The organism is Leptolyngbya sp. ST-U4 (assembly GCF_039962215.1).
Taxonomy (GTDB): domain Bacteria; phylum Cyanobacteriota; class Cyanobacteriia; order Elainellales; family Elainellaceae; genus Leptolyngbya_A.
Window position 1 is genome coordinate 32,899 of the sequence record NZ_JAMPKZ010000016.1, and the last position, 16,537, is coordinate 49,435.

Annotated in this window: 12 protein-coding genes; 7 read left to right on the forward strand and 5 right to left on the reverse strand. The window is 53.5% G+C overall.

Annotation, left to right across the window (positions count from 1 at the left end; translation table 11 throughout):
• The first annotated feature begins 100 nt into the window (after positions 1-100).
• Positions 101-658 carry a hypothetical protein gene (locus tag NDA02_RS19685; protein ID WP_190791959.1) on the forward strand — a complete coding sequence of 186 codons (558 nt, stop codon included), beginning with the start codon at positions 101-103 and terminating at the stop codon, positions 656-658.
• 43 nt (positions 659-701) lie between these two features.
• On the opposite strand, the gene NDA02_RS19690 is transcribed toward NDA02_RS19685, so the two are convergent.
• Complete coding sequence (locus tag NDA02_RS19690) at positions 702-2,819, reverse strand: sensor histidine kinase (RefSeq protein WP_190791960.1); 2,118 nt, start codon at positions 2,817-2,819, stop codon at positions 702-704.
• Positions 2,820-3,117: 298 nt separating this feature from the next.
• On the opposite strand from NDA02_RS19690, the gene NDA02_RS19695 reads away from it, so the two are divergent.
• The 4 genes from NDA02_RS19695 (at position 3,118) to NDA02_RS19710 (ending at position 8,136) form a co-directional block, all read left to right on the forward strand.
• Positions 3,118-4,965: a serine/threonine-protein kinase gene (locus NDA02_RS19695; RefSeq protein ID WP_190791961.1), complete on the forward strand. Its 1,848-nt coding sequence runs from the start codon at positions 3,118-3,120 to the stop codon at positions 4,963-4,965.
• Between the two features lie 405 nt (positions 4,966-5,370).
• Positions 5,371-5,934, forward strand: a complete 564-nt coding sequence (locus tag NDA02_RS19700; RefSeq protein WP_242067329.1) for an Lrp/AsnC family transcriptional regulator — start codon at positions 5,371-5,373, stop codon at positions 5,932-5,934.
• On the forward strand, positions 5,934-6,644 hold the full coding sequence (locus tag NDA02_RS19705) for a LysE family transporter (protein ID WP_190791965.1): 711 nt from the start codon (positions 5,934-5,936) through the stop codon (positions 6,642-6,644). Before NDA02_RS19700 ends, NDA02_RS19705 begins: the two co-directional genes overlap by 1 nt.
• Before the next feature lie 187 nt (positions 6,645-6,831).
• A complete protein-coding gene (locus NDA02_RS19710; protein ID WP_242067330.1) occupies positions 6,832-8,136 on the forward strand; it encodes a M23 family metallopeptidase in 1,305 nt (434 codons plus the stop codon).
• A gap of 12 nt (positions 8,137-8,148) precedes the next feature.
• Here NDA02_RS19710 and NDA02_RS19715 read toward each other — a convergent pair whose 3' ends face one another.
• Positions 8,149-10,140: a sensor histidine kinase gene (locus tag NDA02_RS19715; RefSeq protein WP_348248806.1), complete on the reverse strand. Its 1,992-nt coding sequence runs from the start codon at positions 10,138-10,140 to the stop codon at positions 8,149-8,151.
• A 318-nt stretch (positions 10,141-10,458) separates the two neighbouring features.
• Entirely contained in the window at positions 10,459-10,863 is a 405-nt protein-coding gene (locus tag NDA02_RS19720) for a hypothetical protein (protein ID WP_348255681.1), read from the reverse strand.
• A gap of 253 nt (positions 10,864-11,116) precedes the next feature.
• Here NDA02_RS19720 and NDA02_RS19725 point away from each other — a divergent pair, with 253 nt between their 5' ends.
• Positions 11,117-11,836 carry a RibD family protein gene (locus tag NDA02_RS19725; RefSeq protein WP_348255682.1) on the forward strand — a complete coding sequence of 240 codons (720 nt, stop codon included), beginning with the start codon at positions 11,117-11,119 and terminating at the stop codon, positions 11,834-11,836.
• A gap of 81 nt (positions 11,837-11,917) precedes the next feature.
• Positions 11,918-13,123: a GNAT family N-acetyltransferase gene (locus NDA02_RS19730; protein ID WP_348255683.1), complete on the forward strand. Its 1,206-nt coding sequence runs from the start codon at positions 11,918-11,920 to the stop codon at positions 13,121-13,123.
• Here NDA02_RS19730 and NDA02_RS19735 read toward each other — a convergent pair.
• Positions 13,120-14,604, reverse strand: a complete 1,485-nt coding sequence (locus tag NDA02_RS19735) for a pitrilysin family protein (RefSeq protein ID WP_190791120.1) — start codon at positions 14,602-14,604, stop codon at positions 13,120-13,122. The genes NDA02_RS19730 and NDA02_RS19735 overlap by 4 nt on opposite strands.
• A gap of 94 nt (positions 14,605-14,698) precedes the next feature.
• Positions 14,699-16,183 (reverse strand): pitrilysin family protein, encoded by a 1,485-nt coding sequence (locus NDA02_RS19740; protein ID WP_348255694.1) that lies wholly within the window; start codon positions 16,181-16,183, stop codon positions 14,699-14,701.
• Positions 16,184-16,537: the final 354 nt, after the last annotated feature.

Here is a 16,537-nt window from a genome sequence, read left to right on the forward strand (position 1 = left end):
AGATGATTCTGGCTAAGGTTGCGGTAGGGTGAAATGAAATAGCCGGTTTTTGATCCATCCTTCCTTCATCGTTGATCATTTTGATAAAAGCGGGTGCAGCGTGAGTGTTCAGAGCAACCCATTTGAGCAGTTTCCAGCGCGAGTTGAAATTCAGGAATCGACTACCCCGCAGGGAGAACGGCAGAGCCTCGCCTATGTGCGGCAGTCTAACTATTTCGCCGTGCATTTTCAGCAGTCGTTCCAGTCTTTGCTGCCCGTTTCTCGCATTGCCTCCGAAGCCGTCCTCACGCTGGAAGAACGCATCGCCATCTTTCGCGGCAGCCCCGACACCCATCGATCGACCGCTGCGCAACCAGCAGCCATCAGTGCCGTTTATGCCTTAGAACCGGGCGGATCGATCGCTGTGCCCACCGGACAGGTCTTTTTGCGCCTCGTCGATGGCGTTCCGATCGAAACTCACCAAACCCTCATCCAGCAAGCGGGCTATCAAGTCAGCCAAATCCTTGTTTATGCCCCCAATGCCGCCTGGCTACGCCCCCAATCCGGTGAAATTGCCGATGCCCTGCGCCTTTTGCCCCGACTGGAAGCGATCGATTCGGTGGAGGTGGTGGAGCCGCAGATGGTGATGGGGCGATCGAAGCGAGAATTGGAGGGGTAGAGGGACTCATCCACTCATCCAATCCACCCTCACGCATCTACCCTCACGCCACTGGCAACGTAAACCAAAACAACGTCCCCTGCCCCGGCTCACTCTCGACCCCGATCGCCCCGCCATGCGCTTCAATAATCTGGTGGCAAAGATAGAGTCCGAGTCCGAGTCCGACGGATTTGGGTTTTTTGCTGCCGCGATAGTAGGGGTCAAAGAGGCGATCGCGCTGTTCGGATTTGATGCCGATGCCGTTGTCGCTTACGGTGCAGAAGATCCATTCGTCGCGGGGTTCAGCGGTGAGGGTGATGGTGAGTCCGGGCGGGTTGTGCTTGAGGGCGTTTGCCATCAGGTTTTGATACACTCGGGCGAGCTGAAGCGGATCAGCTTTGATCAAAGGGAGATCGGTGGGAATGCGATCGATCAGGCTGGTGCGCTCTTTCTCAAACATGGGTTGTAGGTCTGAGGTTGCGGAATGCACTAAATCGCAGAGGGCAATTGGTTCTGGGTGAAGGGCGATGCCCCAGATCTCGGCGGCATGGCTATCAATGAGAGAGTTAATCAGTTCCAGCTGTCGCTGGTTGCTTTCCTGCATTCGGGTCAGGATTTTGCGCGGTACTTTTAGGTCGTCTCCGGACTGTTCGCTCAGGTTGTTGAGCACCATTGCCGTTCCCAACACGGGGTTGCGAAGATCGTGGGAAACAGCGTGCAGAAATAAATTGAGCTGGCGGCGCAGTTCGGCTTCCAGGGTTTCGAGCTGCTTGTTTTTTTGCTCCAGTCCTTGCGAGTATTCGGCAAGCTGCTGGTGGGACTGCTTGAGCTGATGTCGCATGTGGTTAAATGCCCCTGCCAGGGTGCCCAGTTCGCCCGATCGCTGAATTTGCACTTCCCGATCCCAGTCTCCTTCTGCTAAGGCTTCGGCGGCGCGGCTCATTTCCAGAATCGGGCGGGCGATCCAGCGGCTCGTTGCAATTCCCAAAGCGATCGCCACCAGCAGCGCGATCAGACAAAGCAAAATGGTGATCCGCGTGTTGGCATTAATCTTTGCCATGAATTCTTCTTCGGGAATCACGACGACGACGAGCCAATCTAGGCCGCGAAACCCACTTCGGCGATCGATGCCTGGAAAAGGCTGTACTTTCACAAATCGCCGCTTGCCGTTCTCATGAAACTCAAACTCCTGGGAGCGCGAAATGTTGCTCAAATTGCCATAGCTTCGCTGTAGGAAACTGGCAGTGGCGCGGGTGAGGCTATTCTGGCTGTCCCGGACGTTGATCAGCTTTTTTTCCTGTTCTTCCAGGCGAAACGGCTTTTCTCCGGTGGAGGTGGCAATCAAGTCGCCGTCTGGCTCCAGGATGAAAATTTGCCCCGTGCTGCCCACCTTCAGGTCGCAGAGAAACTGTCCGATTCCTGCCAAGCTGAGGGTGGCATCGGCAACGCCCAGCAAATTGCCCTGGCGATCGGAAAAGGGGCGATCGGCGGAAATGACCGGAGCGTTATCGGTCACAGTGTAGTACGGGTCAACCCATACCAGTGAACCTGCCTGCACTGCGGATTGATACCAGGGGCGACGACGCGGATCGTAGGTGGGCACTGTTTGTGTCAGTTTGATCCGCCTGCCCCACTGGTTGAGCGACCAAACCCGCAAAATGCCGTCTCTGCGAATATCGCGAATGCTAAGTTCAAGCTGATTGTCTATGTTGTAGCCGATATCGATGTAGCTACCCGTTTCGGTTGCAAGCGCAATAAAGGTTAATCCGCTCGGTTGAGCCGTCGTTGGTTTGAAACATCGCTGATCCGAAGAACTGGTCGGATTAAAGGGCTGATTGCTGAACTGCTGAAACTGCTCCCACAGATACGGCTCCAGGCTGGAAATATTTTCGAAATCAAGCAAGCCCAGCCGCACATTGTCGGCGTTCATCTCGGTCACAATCTGAGGAATTCGCAGATAGGTTTCGAGGGTTTGCCGGGTTCGATCACTGGCTTCTCGCTCGAGCTGGCTGACCAGATCGCGCACCGCATCCTGCCCATTGCGATAGGACAAATAGCCCGTCACTCCCACGATCGCCACAATTTGCAGCAGAAACGGGATGATCAAAATTGCCCGCAGCGGAACTCGTTTAGAAAGGCTGGCGAGCGGTTTTAGCAGAGTACGACGAAGCGACGATCGCATGGGGATACAGCCAACTGCCGAGGATAGTCTTATTGTCAGCTATTGTCCGATTGATAGACGGAAACAACGCTCCTTTTCACGATTTCGTAACCTGTTTGGTATCGGGTCGTCATCACCAACAGCCAAAGCCTGGAGTGCCGCAACTTTCCGCTCAAAAGACTGCGAAGGATTTGAGGCTGTGCCATGATGTTGCTGGAAAAAAGATCAGGGTTAAGACTTCCTTTGACTGCCTGATGGCGATCGCTTTGGGGGAAGAGTGGATTAGGTTGTCCTTGTTAAACCCAGCAGATTGAGCAGCGTGAACTTCTTACGATTTCTTCAATTAGAATCGCCAAACACCCTACTGGGCGGACGTTACAAAGTGCTGAAGCAATTGGGCGCGGGCGGATTTGGTCAAACCTTTTTGGCAGAAGATTTGCATCTGCCGGGGAACCCGCACTGCGTGGTCAAGCGGTTGCAGCCTCAGTTTAGCGATCCGGCTGCCCTGCAAACGGCAAAACGTTTGTTTGATACCGAAGCGCAAACGCTCTACGCTCTGGGAAACCACAATCAGATTCCCAAGCTGCTGGCGCACTTTGAGCAGAATCAGGAGTTTTATCTGGTTCAAGAACTCGTTGTGGGACACTGCCTCAGCCAGGAGGTGAAAAACGGACATCCTTGGAGCGAGGCGCAAGTGGTTGGGCTGATGCGAGACATTCTGGAAGTGCTGGCATTTGTGCATCAGCAAAATGTGATTCATCGCGACATCAAGCCTGACAACCTGATCCGCCGTCACGCAGACGGCAAAATTGTGCTGATCGACTTTGGCGCAGTCAAGCAAGCTACAACGCAATTACTGAACACAGCGGCTCAATCCAGGCTGACGATCGCGATCGGCACACCAGGCTATATGCCAAACGAGCAACTGGCAGGCAATCCGCGTTTTAGCAGCGATATCTTTGCGGTTGGCATGATTGGCATTCATGCATTGACGGGCATCTCCCCCCGATCGCTTCCTCAAAATCCTCAGACCAGCGAAATCGAATGGCAAGACCGGGTGGCTAAAGCGAATTCAGAAGTGAATTCGGATCTGGCTGCCGTTTTAAACAAAATGGTGCGCTACGACTTTCGCGCTCGCTATTCGACTGCGGCTGAAGCCCTGACAGCGATCGATCAAGTTCCCATTGCGGCAGAACCGCCTCCCCTGACCGCTCCTCCTGCTACAGCATCTGGAAGTTCTGTGGCTTCGTTTGTCCCGGTGGGAACCACGGCTCCCCTGCCTGTCACTCAAGCGCGATCGTTGACTTCGGGTGCTTCAGGGGAAATTCCTGCGACTGCGCCGTTGAGCCAAAACGCAACGCTGCCCATTAGCCCGATGACAATGACCGCCAGGGCAGGACAACTGAAGCAGTTTGCCCGTTCTCAGCCAAAGAAAATGGGGTTATTTGCGGCTGGTGTTGTCGGATCAGTCCTGTTGGTTTCGCTGGTGAAACCGCTATTTTCTCCTCGTCCTGCCAGCGATTCGGCAGAAACCGTGAACACTGCCAGTCCTGCATCCTCTCCCGCATCCCCCAGTCCTGCTGCCTCCTCAGACCCACAAACACAGGCAACTCCACTGTTGGCACAGGCGGACAAGCTGCGAGAACAAAACCAATTTCAGCAGGCAGTTCAAACTTATGACCAGGCGATCGCCCTTGATCCGAATGCCCCGGAAGCTCACTGGGGACGCTGCTATAGCTTGAACACGCTAGAGCAATTTGCCAACGCGATTACAGCCTGCGATCGTGCCCTGAAGCTCAACCCTGGCTATGCAGAAGCGCTGTGGAGCAAAGGTTACGCACTCGATCGACAGGGACAAGACCAAGCTGCACTAACGCTATATGAGCAGGCGATCGATCGCAAGCCCAATTTTGCCCAAGCCTGGAGCAACAAGGGAACTGCGCTAATACAGCTCAACCGTCCATCGGAAGCACTCGCCGCCTTTGATCGGGCGATCGAGCTTGATTCTAGCCTGGCGGAGGCATGGAACAATCGGGGAGCAGCTTTGTGGAGTTTGCGCCGCTTTGAGGAAGCCCTTGCCTCGGTAGAACGTGCCACCCAAATTCAACCCAATTATCCAGATGCCCTCAGTTTGCAGCAACAGATGCGGCAGAAATTAGGCAAATAAGTTAGGCAAAGTCAGTTAGGCAACTCAGTAGGCAAATTATAGGCAAATCAATAGGAGCTTGCTATCCAGTTCTACTGCTTATAAGTTCCGCTGCTTGTAAAAAGAGGAACTCAAAAAAAGCGGGATTGAAGGCATTTCGTAGAGCGATACCCTCAATCCCCAGCACTCATCGAATCTGACGAACTACTCCTGATATTTTTATTGTGGTTTAGCCAGCCAAAACCTCCCTTCATCCGAGTGGGGATCTGCTTCTGCTTAGATGGATTGATCTGAGTTGAGAGCATTTTGATCCCCGTATCTCACAAGGCACAACGCTTCCCCTATCGAGCGATAGACTTAAGAATCTAAAAAAAGCTAAAGCGACTTGAATTCTTTAGAAAAGAAAGTGATATTAGTATTCAGCTTTTGAATCTTAATTTTATGGAGCTAAATGAGACAGATTTTAAAATTCTCCAGCAGATGATGGTTCAGGGACGCATGACCTGGGCAGAGCTGGCAAATGGGCTGGAACTTTCCGCCCCTGCGGCTGCCGATCGCGTCCGCCGACTTGAAGACAAAGGCGTGATCCAGGGATACACTGCCCGGGTTAATCCAGAGACGATCGGCTGTCATCTTACAGCGTTTGTTGCGGTCACGCTGGAACATCCCCGCTATCGAGAAGGCTTTGTGCAAACCGTGCAGCAGCTTGCCGCCATCCAGGAATGCCATCACGTCACCGGAGACGATGACTATCTGCTCAAAATTCGCTGCCGCCATACGAAAGACCTGGAACACCTGCTCAGTGAACAACTTAAGGCACTTCCCGGCATTCTCCGCACCCGCACCACGATCGTCCTTTCCACCGTTAAGGAAACATCCGATTTGCCCCTCTGGAACGATAAGACCGACAAGACTGATAAAACCGACAAGACTGATAAAACCGATAAGAAAAGACCGATCGAGAGGAGAAATAAAGAGGAGAACCCATGATCCACTCTAATTTTCTGCTGCGCGGATTACTGATTGGTTTTTCGATCGCTGCCCCGGTTGGACCAATCGGCATTCTTAGTATTCGGCGTACCCTCGCCGACGGCTTACTGATCGGCTTGCTCACCGGACTGGGCGCAGCCACCGCCGACGCGATCTATGGCAGCATCGCCGGATTTGGACTCACGGCAGTGTCGAATCTGCTGATTCAGCAAGCTTTCTGGCTGCGGCTGTTGGGCGGTCTGTTTCTTTGCTATCTGGGCATTAGGATTTTTCTCAACAAACCCAGCGACGAAGCTGCGAATGTTCCGATAAAGGGTCAGCCGCCAGGCGCTCGCCTCAAAAGAGAAGCTGCTTTGCATCGGCAAATTCGTCGTCATCAGGCGAAAGCTTTGGCTGGGGCTTATTTTTCGACTGTGTTTCTGACGCTGACCAATCCAGCGACAATTCTCTCCTTCGTGGCAGTTTTTGCGGGGCTAGGATTAGCCAACAGCCAGAATAGTTACCCTCAAGCGACGGTACTAGTGTTGGGTGTGTTTATCGGTTCTGCACTGTGGTGGCTATTGCTCTGCGGCAGTGTGAGTTGGTTTCGTGCCCGTTTCAGTGCGGATGCCAAGCAGGTTCCTCGCGTGAGCAATTGGCTACGCTGGCTCAACCGCATTTCCGGTCTGGTGCTGCTTACCTTTGGCATCATTGCTCTGAGTTTAAGGTAGCAGTATGAAGCCGTTCCCCTGGCTAGGGAAAATGGGTGGGAGAGGTGGAAGAGATTGATTGATGAGCCAGTGCTTCACTGGAAGAGGCATAATGGCAAGGTTCATTTCTGCCGATCGCCTTTAAGGGGGGGTGAGGAGGATAAAAGCTCCTGAACATTCCCCCTAAATTCCCTAACGTTGGGGGACTTTGAACGGGAGCGGAGTCGGCACGGTTCTCCCCAAAATTGGCTTACCAGGGAGACGGTATTGGAAGCAGGATGCCTACCTGAAAAACATGGTTAAACGCGCTTATCAAAGGCTACTGGCTGGGGTGCTGCTGCTGGGGCTGAGTGGTTTGCTTGGTCTGGGCTGGAGTCTACCTGCGGTTTCGCTGTCCAAGCTATCCTCACATTTCTTTTCTTCCACGCCCCAAACACCCTACCTGGCACAGGTAACTAACTCTGTCGAAGAGCTTCAGCGACAGCAGCAGCGCAAAGAAGAAGAGCGATCGCGCTTGCAACGGCAGCAGGATCAGCTTGAGGGACTGGAACGATCGGCACAAAAGCGGCTCGGCGGAATTCAGCAAGGCATTCGCGCCACGGCTGCCCAAATTGCCCAAAACCAGGCAAAACTCAAAGCGGCAAACCAAGAGCTTGTGAAGCTTGAGGCACAGCTTGCCAAAGCCGAAAAAAGCTATCAGGGCAAACAGTCTGCGACGGTGGCACGGCTCAAGTTTTTGCAGCGTCAGCAGGGAAGTCGGGGCTGGGCACTGCTGCTCGAAAGCGAAAACCTGAACGAATTTCTCGATCGCCGCCATCAGCTCCGGCGGGTGTATGAAGCCGATCGCACAGCACTGGCTCAGCTGCAAACAGCAGCAGTGGCGATCGAGCGACAGCGGCGACAGGTGGAAGGACAAAAAAACGAAGTTGCGCTGCTCACTCAGGAGCTTCAGGCGCAAAAAGTTGAATATCAGGCGCAGGCACAATCTCAGCAGGAACTCATCAACCGTCTGCGCCAAGATCGAGCTGCGCTAGAAGCCGCTGAAGAACAGCTCGCCAGGGATTCACGCAATTTGGCTGTCCTAATTCAGCGACTGGCTGGCAATCGATCGCGCATCGCAGTTCGGGGTACAGGGCAGATGGCATATCCCAGCATCGGCGAAATGACGAGCAGCTTTGGCTACCGGATGCACCCCATTCTGGGCTATAACCGCTTTCATGCAGGCGTCGATTTTGGAGCCGACACGGGCAGCCCAATTTTTGCCGCAGATTCCGGCGTGGTGATTTTTGCCGGATGGTATGGCGGCTACGGTCAATCCATCATTATCGACCACGGCAACAACCTCACCACCCTCTACGCGCACTCCAGCGAACTCTACGTCTCGGAGGGACAGTCCGTTCAGCAGGGACAGGCGATCGCAGCGATCGGCACAACTGGGCTCTCCACCGGACCCCACCTTCATTTCGAAGTGCGCCTAAATGGAGAACCCGTTGACCCAATGAGTTACCTTTAGCCGTTGATTCTCTTAACCGCCGATCATCGATCGCTCAACTGCTGTACTCGGACTGGTTACCTGAGCAGCAAGACCCTGAGCCGGCTGAGGGGCGATCGGCATCGCAATCTTAACCGTCGTCCCCTGTCCTAAGCCTGCGCTATGCAGCGTGATCTGCCCGCTCATCATTTCAACCAGATTGCGGGAAATTGCTAGACCCAAGCCTGTGCCTTCAAATTTGCGTGTGGTTGAGCCATCGACCATCACAAACGGACGGAACAGCTTTTGCTGCTGCGAAGGGTCAATCCCAATTCCGGTGTCTTGAATTGCGATTACAACCCACGGCTGGCTTGCCGTTTCACTATCGCGATGCCCGTTTTGCTGAGCATAATAGGTGGGCAGTTCGGCAGCAGGCTGGATGCGGGTGTCGATCGTGATTCCGCCCTGATCGGTGAACTTGGTGGCGTTGTAGATCACGTTGAGCAACACTTGCTTGAGGCGATCGGGATCAGCCTGCACCCAGATCGGCTCAGAAAGATCGGTGACGGTGAGGGTCAAGCCTTTTTGCTGAATTGGTACTGCTTGCAAGTTCATCGCCTCGCGAATAATCTGCCGCAAATCGACTGTTTTGATCGACAAAGGCAGTTTTTCTTCTTCAATGCGCTGGATGTCGAGCAGGTCGTTAATGATTTTCAGCAGGTGAATCGCTGCTTTGTCTGCCTGCTCCAGAAATTCCTCTTCTTCTTCTCTGGTATCGCAGCAGCCGTCCTTCACTAATCGAATACAGCCGATGATGGCGTTCAGGGGCGTTCGCAGCTCGTGGGACGTATTTGCCAGAAACTCGCTCTTGAGCTGATTCGCAGCTTCTGCTTCCTGCCAGGCAGATTCTAGCTCTTTTGCCCGTTCCTCCAGCCTGCCCACCATGTTGTCTAGCACTTCTGCTAGGTGGTTGAGTTCGCGAATTCGGAAGTTTTTAGGCGCACGTTCTAGCTTGTCGCGCTTGTGAATCCGCATGGCGTACTTGCCCAACTGCTCGATCGGCAAAGCGAGATCTCGCGCCATATAAAGCATTGCCAGTAGATGCGCCGCCAGCAAGCCCACTGTGAGGATCAGCAGAATTTGGGTAATCTTCTCAAGTCCTTGAAGCGCGCTGTCCATTCGCGTTACCGCCAGGATTGCCCAGGTCGAGGACTGGTTGTTGCTCAGCTTGAGCGTTATCGGACTAAAGCCTGCGATCCATTCGTGCGAATCCCCTGCTAAGCCATACAGGTGTCTGGCTCCGGTCATTTCGCGCTGAAATACGTTCGTCAGGATGTCTTCTAGCCGATCTTTGTCTGGCTCCTGGGCAATCGTTGTTCCCACTCTGCTTGCGATCGGATGCGCCAAGACCATGCCATCCCCATTGAGCAGGACAGTGTAACCCTGCAATAGCCATGGATTAACATCTTCGGTTTGCTGAAGCGAGACCTGCGCGGAAAGGGTGTACTTGAGCTGTCCTGCTGGGCTGTAGACAGGTGTGCCCATGACCAGATTAATCAGGCTCATCATGCCGTCCTGCTGGGGCGGGTTCAGGCGATTGGGGACGATCGAAAAGGGGGAAAACTGGTTGGCTTCAGCGGGGCTACGCTTGGGGCTCCAGTTTTTCGACGGTACAAAATCCAGAACCCGGTTGCCACAGGTGCTTGCTACCAAAACCTGAGTTGAAAAATCTCGGAGCTGAAGGCAGCGAACGCTAGGCAACTGGCTTTGAACCTGCGTCAAAAAGGGCTGCACGGTGGTCGGCGAACCCGACTTTAAAATTGCAGTCTGACTCGTGACCGAGAGGGTCGTTTGGAGCGATTGAATCGACGATTGCAGCGTGTCGGCTTTGCGAATGGCACTCTGTTCCAGGTTTAACCGGGCGGTGTGTAGCAGGCTCGTGCGAGCATTGCGAAATGTGACTGCCATCCCCAGAAACAGAATTGGGATGCTGAGCAGGAGAATCCGCAGCAGGAGTATTCGGCGGAAGGAAGACTGACCAAGCATAGTCGTAACCGCTGTTTGAGTGCTAAAACGACTCCGCAATCACATGCAGAACTCCATCGTAATGTATCCACATTAATACTCAATGGATCACGACGGCTTGGCATCCACAGGCAAACGGAATAATTTCAAATTCTCCTCACACAAAGCCTTTTTTTAAAAAGACCGTGAACCAACTGGCTTAATCGTAATATCAAACTTTTGCGATCGAGGTGCAGTGGCGAACATTCTTTACTCAGAAGTTAAACCCCAATTCAGTAGCGATCCCGCAGCAGGGAGGTTTGAAAAGACACAGGCACTCGACGCACTTCAAACGACTGCTCAGTGGCGATCGCGGCTCAAGTCATAAATTGCCTTCTCGTAGTGCCATTGGTTGGGCTTGTCGGGAAACTTGGCTTGATAGCTGGCAATCAGCCGGATAGCTGCCTTTTGATCCCCACCCAGCAGTTTAACCAGTTTGCCGTGCAGGGGATGGGATAGATGAAATCGACCGCGAGTATTTCGCTTGATGCCGCGATTTTGAGGGCTGGAGCGGATAGGGCTGGAGCGGATAGGGGTAGAGCGGATAGAGGTAGAGCGGATAGAGGAATGCTGACGGCGAGGCGATGATTTCTGATCCTGAAGCTCCCGTACCAGAAGGTAAACTCCGCAGCCGATCACGCCGCATAAGATCAATAAAAACAGCGATTGCCCGTTTTGAAGCAAAAATTCAACGATGCCCTGCATAATGCCGCCCCGAATCCTGCTGCCTTGGGAATGACTTGAACGATCGTCCTTAACAATATTTTCAGACGATACTGTTCAAGGGTTCCCCTGCGGCAATGGTTCCTTTAGACTCCTGACAAAACCTGATTCAAGCTTCACTGATGCGATCGATTGTGGGGCTTCACGGGGCTGAAATCTGGTGCAAATCGCCTGCCGGATGCCGCACAATTCCGTATAAATTCTGTTGTTCAGTCGTTTTTCCGGATGGCTCCTGATGACTTCTGCGTTTGCTTCCTCCCGCCTGCCCTATACAATCGTCGTGCTTGCCATGAGTGCAGACGGTAAAATTGCGGATCGCGATCGATCGGCTGCCCGATTCGGCTCGGCTCAGGACAAGACCCATCTAGAAGCCAGACTTGCAGAAGTCGATGCAGCTCTGTTTGGCGCAGGGACACTGCGGGCGTATGGCACAACGCTGCTCATCAAAAATCCGGCTTTGCTGGCTCAGCGGCAGCGACAGCACAAGCCGCCCCAGCCCTTTCACATCGTTTGTTCTGCCTCGGGCGATTTCAATCCTCAACTTCCCTTTTTCAAGCAGGGAGTTCCGCGCTGGCTACTTACAACCGAATCAGGTGCAAAATGCTGGCAGTCCTGCAAAGGGACTGAGGGCACTGAGTTCGATCGCATTCTGCCCTTTCCTGAGCCGTTTGACTGGAATACTGTCCTTCAACAGTTCAACGAACTGGGTTTAAACAAACTGCTGGTTATGGGCGGCGGCGAACTGGTGGCTTCTCTGCTGGCAGCCGATCGCGTTGATGAACTCTGGCTGACTGTTTGTCCGTTGCTGCTTGGCGGCACAATTGCTCCAACCCCAGTCGAAGGAAGCGGCTTTCCAGCAAATCTCGCGCCCCGGCTAGAACTGCTCTCGGCAGAGGCGATCGATCAAGAGGTGTTCCTGCACTACCGCGTCCAGCAAAAGACTCATCTAAACTAATGTAAAGAACGCTCCTCCCTCACTCCCTCATTCCCCCATCTCCTTACCCCTTACTCCTCCCACCCCTCCATCCTTTTCCTCATGTTTGAAAAACTCCAGCCTCGCTACGCCGTCCAGTGGATTCACAAAATCGAGGAAATTCCCCAAGCAGAATGGGATGCGATCGCTGTGCCACTCAAAACGCCTTTTCTGGAGTGGACGTGGCTGAACAACATGGAAACATCGGGCAGCGTCGGTGCGAACTCGGGCTGGCTGCCGACTCATCTCACGGTCTGGCGCGATCGATCCCTTGTGGCGGCGGCTCCGCTCTATCTTAAGAGCCACAGCTATGGTGAGTTTGTGTTTGACCATCAATGGGCAGATCTGGCGGCGCGGCTCGGGGTTGCCTACTATCCCAAAATGTTGGGGATGTCGCCCTTTACGCCTGCCGAAGGCTATCGCTTTCTGATTGCGCCCGGTGAGGACGAAGATGAATTAACCGAGCTGATGGTCAACGCGATCGATCATTTCTGTATGCGGCACAAGATTTCTGGCTGCAATTTTCTCTACGTTGATCCCGAATGGCGATCGACCATGGAGCGACACGGCTTTTTTACCTGGCTGCACCACAGCTATATTTGGCAAAATCAGAACTTTCAAAGCTTTGAGGATTATCTGGGCGCGTTTAATGCCAACCAGCGGCGCAATATCAAGCGCGAACGAAAAGCAGTTTCCCAGGCCGGTCTACGGCTTCAGCCGCTTACTGGGGAAGAGATTAGCCGATCGCTCCTGTCGCATGTGTACCACTTCTACGCCGATACCTGTGACAAGTTCGGCTGGTGGGGCAGCAAATATCTGACGCGCCGCTTTTTTGAGCAGCTTTATCCCGACTATCTCGATCGTGTGGTGCTGTTTGGTGTGTATTCCACCGAAGAAAACCAGCACCCCATCGGGATGTCCTTCTGTTTAACCAAGGGCGATCGGCTCTATGGACGCTACTGGGGCGCAACGCAGGAGTTTGATAATCTGCACTTTGACACCTGCTACTACACACCGATCGAGTGGGGCATTGCCAACGGCATTCAGCTTTTTGATCCGGGCGCAGGCGGACGACACAAAAAACGGCGCGGCTTCGCGGCAACCCCTAACTATTCACTCCACCGTCTCTATCAGCCCCGGCTGAGCCAAATCCTGCATACCTATATTGATGAAATCAACGAAATGGAGCAGCAGGAAATGGACGCAATCAACCAGGAGTTGCCGTTTAAGCAGACCAATCCGTTAGAGAAAGTTGGGGACGATTGCTAAGACTTCGCCCCTAGAGCCGCCGGAATCGTGATGTCGATCGGGGTGACCTGACCGTTGGGGGCGATCGAGCGGAGCGGTGGCGTAAAGTCCTTGGCGTTGCCAACCACCAGCGTTACGAGTTTGTCAGGCTGAAGGTGGGTTTGAGCGGCTCGCTGAATGTCTGCGGCAGTGGTCGCTTCGACCTGCTTTTGATATTGAAAGATAAAGTCCTGCGGATAGCCGTAGTAGTCATAGCGCATGACCCGCGACAGGGTGGCAAAAGGGGTAGAGAAGCGGAAGATAAAGGCATTCAGCACTGAGTCCTTAGCTCGGCTCAGTTCGGCTTCAGTGACAGGACGGGTGCGGATTTTCTCGATTTGCTCCAGCGTGGATTGAATAAAGGGAACAGTGGCATCCGATCGCGTTTGTCCGCCTGCTGTAAACGTGCCCGGATAATCAAAGGTGGGTGACCAGAAAGCGTAGACGCTGTAGGCGAGTCCCTGCCGCGATCGCACTTCGTTCACCAAGCGTCCGCCAAAGGAACTGAGAACTTCATTCATCACGGTGAGCGGCGCGTAGTCCGGGTCGTTTAGCTTGCCGCCCAGATGTCCCATCAGAACTGAGCTCTGGGTGAGCTGGGGTTGATCAACCAGAAATACGCCGCCCTGCTTTGCCTGGGTTGCTTGAGGCGGATCGATTTTATCTGCTCCGACGGGTTGCCAGTCGCCCAGCTTTGCTTCGATCAGCGATCGCATTTTTGCCGAGTCGAAGTCGCCGATAATGCCGAGCAGCATCTTATTCGGGTGGAAATACTGCTGATAGAACTGCTGCACATCCTGCCGCGAGATATTGTCCAGCGTGGCGTATTCAACAGTACGAGCATAGGGACTGTCTGCTCCGTAGAGCAGCTTGCTAAACTCGCGCTGGGCGATCGAGTCTGGATCGTCATTGCGGCGAGCGATCGAACCACGAATCTGCGTTTTCACCAGATCGATCTTGTCCTGAGGCAAGGCAGGCTGGCGTAGCACTTCTGCAAACAAGCCAAACACTTCTTCCAGATCTTCACTCAGGGCACTAAAGCCTGCACTGCCTGCGGTGGTATCGATGCCCGTTTCGATCGAGGCTGCCCGCTGCTCTAGCAACTGATTTAACATGTCGGGCGGGTGAGCTGCTGTGCCGCCGCTGCGAATCACTGCTCCGGTAATACCTGCCAAACCTACCTTGTCCGCAGGTTCTAGCCGATCGCCTGTGTAGATTGTTGCCGTGCCGCCGACCAGAGGCAGTTCGTGGTCTTCGAGCAGGTAAACCCGGAGTCCGTTGGGTAGCTCAAAGCGGCTATATTCGGGCAGGGTGATCTCGGGTGCAGCAGGCAGTTCCAAGTCACTGTAGTGGCGGGGCGTGACTGCCAGAGCCGGGGCACGTCCGAATCCCAGGATTACAGTGAGCAGGACGGCGATCGAAGTCAGGCTGTAGCGCAGCCAGGGGCGAAGCGAAAATTTCATGAGCGGTGAGAAATAGAAGGGCTATGAGAAGAAGGAATGGAATGGCTATCTTGGCTCTGAATTCTGTAAAACAAGATACTTGTACAACATCCTCTCAGCGTCCAGGCAGAACCGGAGCATCCGTCGAGAGCAGTTTGCCGATCGTTTGCTTTTCAGGTCTAAAGGTTGCCTGTGCTACACGCTGAATGTCGGCTGGAGTAACTGCCTCGATCGCTGGAATCAACTCAAATAAGTTGCGCCAGGAGCCTGTTTTGGCTTCGTACTCAGCCAGCAAACTTGCCATGCCCTCATTCGAGGCAAGGGTTTGCAGTAGTCCGGCACGGGACTGGGTTTTGACGCGATCGAGTTCTTCGGCGGTGACAGGCTCCGTTTTGAGGCGATTGAATTCAGCATCAAAAACTGCCGCAATTTCTTCAACGGTATGTCCCGGCCCGGTGAGCGCATAGATCAGCATTAGATTTGAGTAGCGATCGCCCGGAAAACTATTGGAAATGCTATAGTCCAGTGCCAACTGGTTGTTCAGCACTAGCGATTGATAAAGCCGAGCCGTTCGCCCGTCGCCCAAAATGCTGCTGATCACTTGATAAACCACCTCATCCGGGTCAGTAATCGCAGGACGCTGATAGCCCTCCATATACCAGGGTTGGGTCGGCAGTTGCAGCAAGACTTCTTTGGGCTGCGTTTGCTTGGGCAGGGTTGCCTGCACATCTGGCGCACTTGATCGCACCTTGTAGCGTCCAAAATATGCTTGTGCCAGTTCTTTTACGCGATCGGGGTCAACGTCACCCACCACCGTCGCAATCATGTTATCCGGCGTGTAGTAAGTATCAAAAAACTGAATAATATCTTGGCGCGTCAAGCCGCGAATATCTGCCTCGGAGCCTATCACCGGACGACCGTAGGGATGCCCCGGCAGCGCGGTTTCGAGGAATTGCTCGATCATTTTGCCGATCGGCGAATTGTCGGTTCTCATCCGGCGTTCTTCCAGGATCACGTCCTTTTCTTCGTAGAATTCGCGAAAGACCGGATCGAGAAATCGCTCAGACTCCAGCGACATCCACAGTTCTAGCTTGTTTGCCGGGAAGCTGTAAAAATACATCGTGGCATCCGCAGAAGTTGCCGCATTCAGCCCCACGCCGCCTGCCTGTTCCACGATTTGCCCGTATTCATTTTGCCTGACAAAGGCTGTGGCTTCCTGACGCACCTGAATAAATTCCTGTTGAAGCCGATTTGCCTCTTCGGTACGGTTTGCTGCCTTGGCTGCCTCAATCTGTTCAAATAGCCGATCGAGTCGATCGAGCAACGGCTTCTCCGCCCGATAGTTTGTCGTGCCAATTCGATTGGTTCCCTTAAAGGCTAAATGCTCCAGAAAATGCGCTGCCCCCGTTTTGCCCTCTTCCTCATAGGCAGCCCCGATCGTGACATAGGTTTCAAATGCAACCACGGGAGCCTGATGCCGCTCCATTACTATAAATTTCATGCCGTTATCGAGCGTGAATTCCGTGATTTGGTTTTTGACGCGATCAATATAAGGCTGAATATTGGTCGAAGAAGCGGTTTGCGCCAGTGCGACAGGCATAAACTGGCTCCAAACCAGACTGAACACCGTTAACCCCATCACCAGCAGGCGTAACCCAGGATGCCTAATGCGAGCAATGCGTTTAGGGTTCAGGCAGGAAAAGAGCGGGGTGAACCGATCGAAAAAAGGCATGAATCAATGTCAAGAAACGCTAGTAAACCAGCATAAGAAGTTTTCTAGGGCTTTGTGGAGCAGCCAGCCGAAAAGAAAATTAAACTTTGCGCTGTCCAACGTTTTTGAATCCAGACTTTGATCCAAACTTTTCTGAGACCAACTTTCAGCAAAAAGCCACTCCTCAATGGCAGTGACCTCAGCCCCAAGCTGATACCTCAGCCCCAAATTACAGTAGGCTGG

Coding starts and splice junctions, on each gene's coding strand:
- NDA02_RS19690 (WP_190791960.1), bottom strand. CDS start 2,819: ATGCGATCGTCGCTTCGTCGTACTCTGCTAAAACCGCTCGCCAGCCTT.
- NDA02_RS19715 (WP_348248806.1), bottom strand. CDS start 10,140: ATGCTTGGTCAGTCTTCCTTCCGCCGAATACTCCTGCTGCGGATTCTC.
- NDA02_RS19720 (WP_348255681.1), bottom strand. CDS start 10,863: ATGCAGGGCATCGTTGAATTTTTGCTTCAAAACGGGCAATCGCTGTTT.
- NDA02_RS19725 (WP_348255682.1), top strand. CDS start 11,117: ATGACTTCTGCGTTTGCTTCCTCCCGCCTGCCCTATACAATCGTCGTG.
- NDA02_RS19730 (WP_348255683.1), top strand. CDS start 11,918: ATGTTTGAAAAACTCCAGCCTCGCTACGCCGTCCAGTGGATTCACAAA.
- NDA02_RS19735 (WP_190791120.1), bottom strand. CDS start 14,604: ATGAAATTTTCGCTTCGCCCCTGGCTGCGCTACAGCCTGACTTCGATC.
- NDA02_RS19740 (WP_348255694.1), bottom strand. CDS start 16,183: ATGCCTGTCGCACTGGCGCAAACCGCTTCTTCGACCAATATTCAGCCT.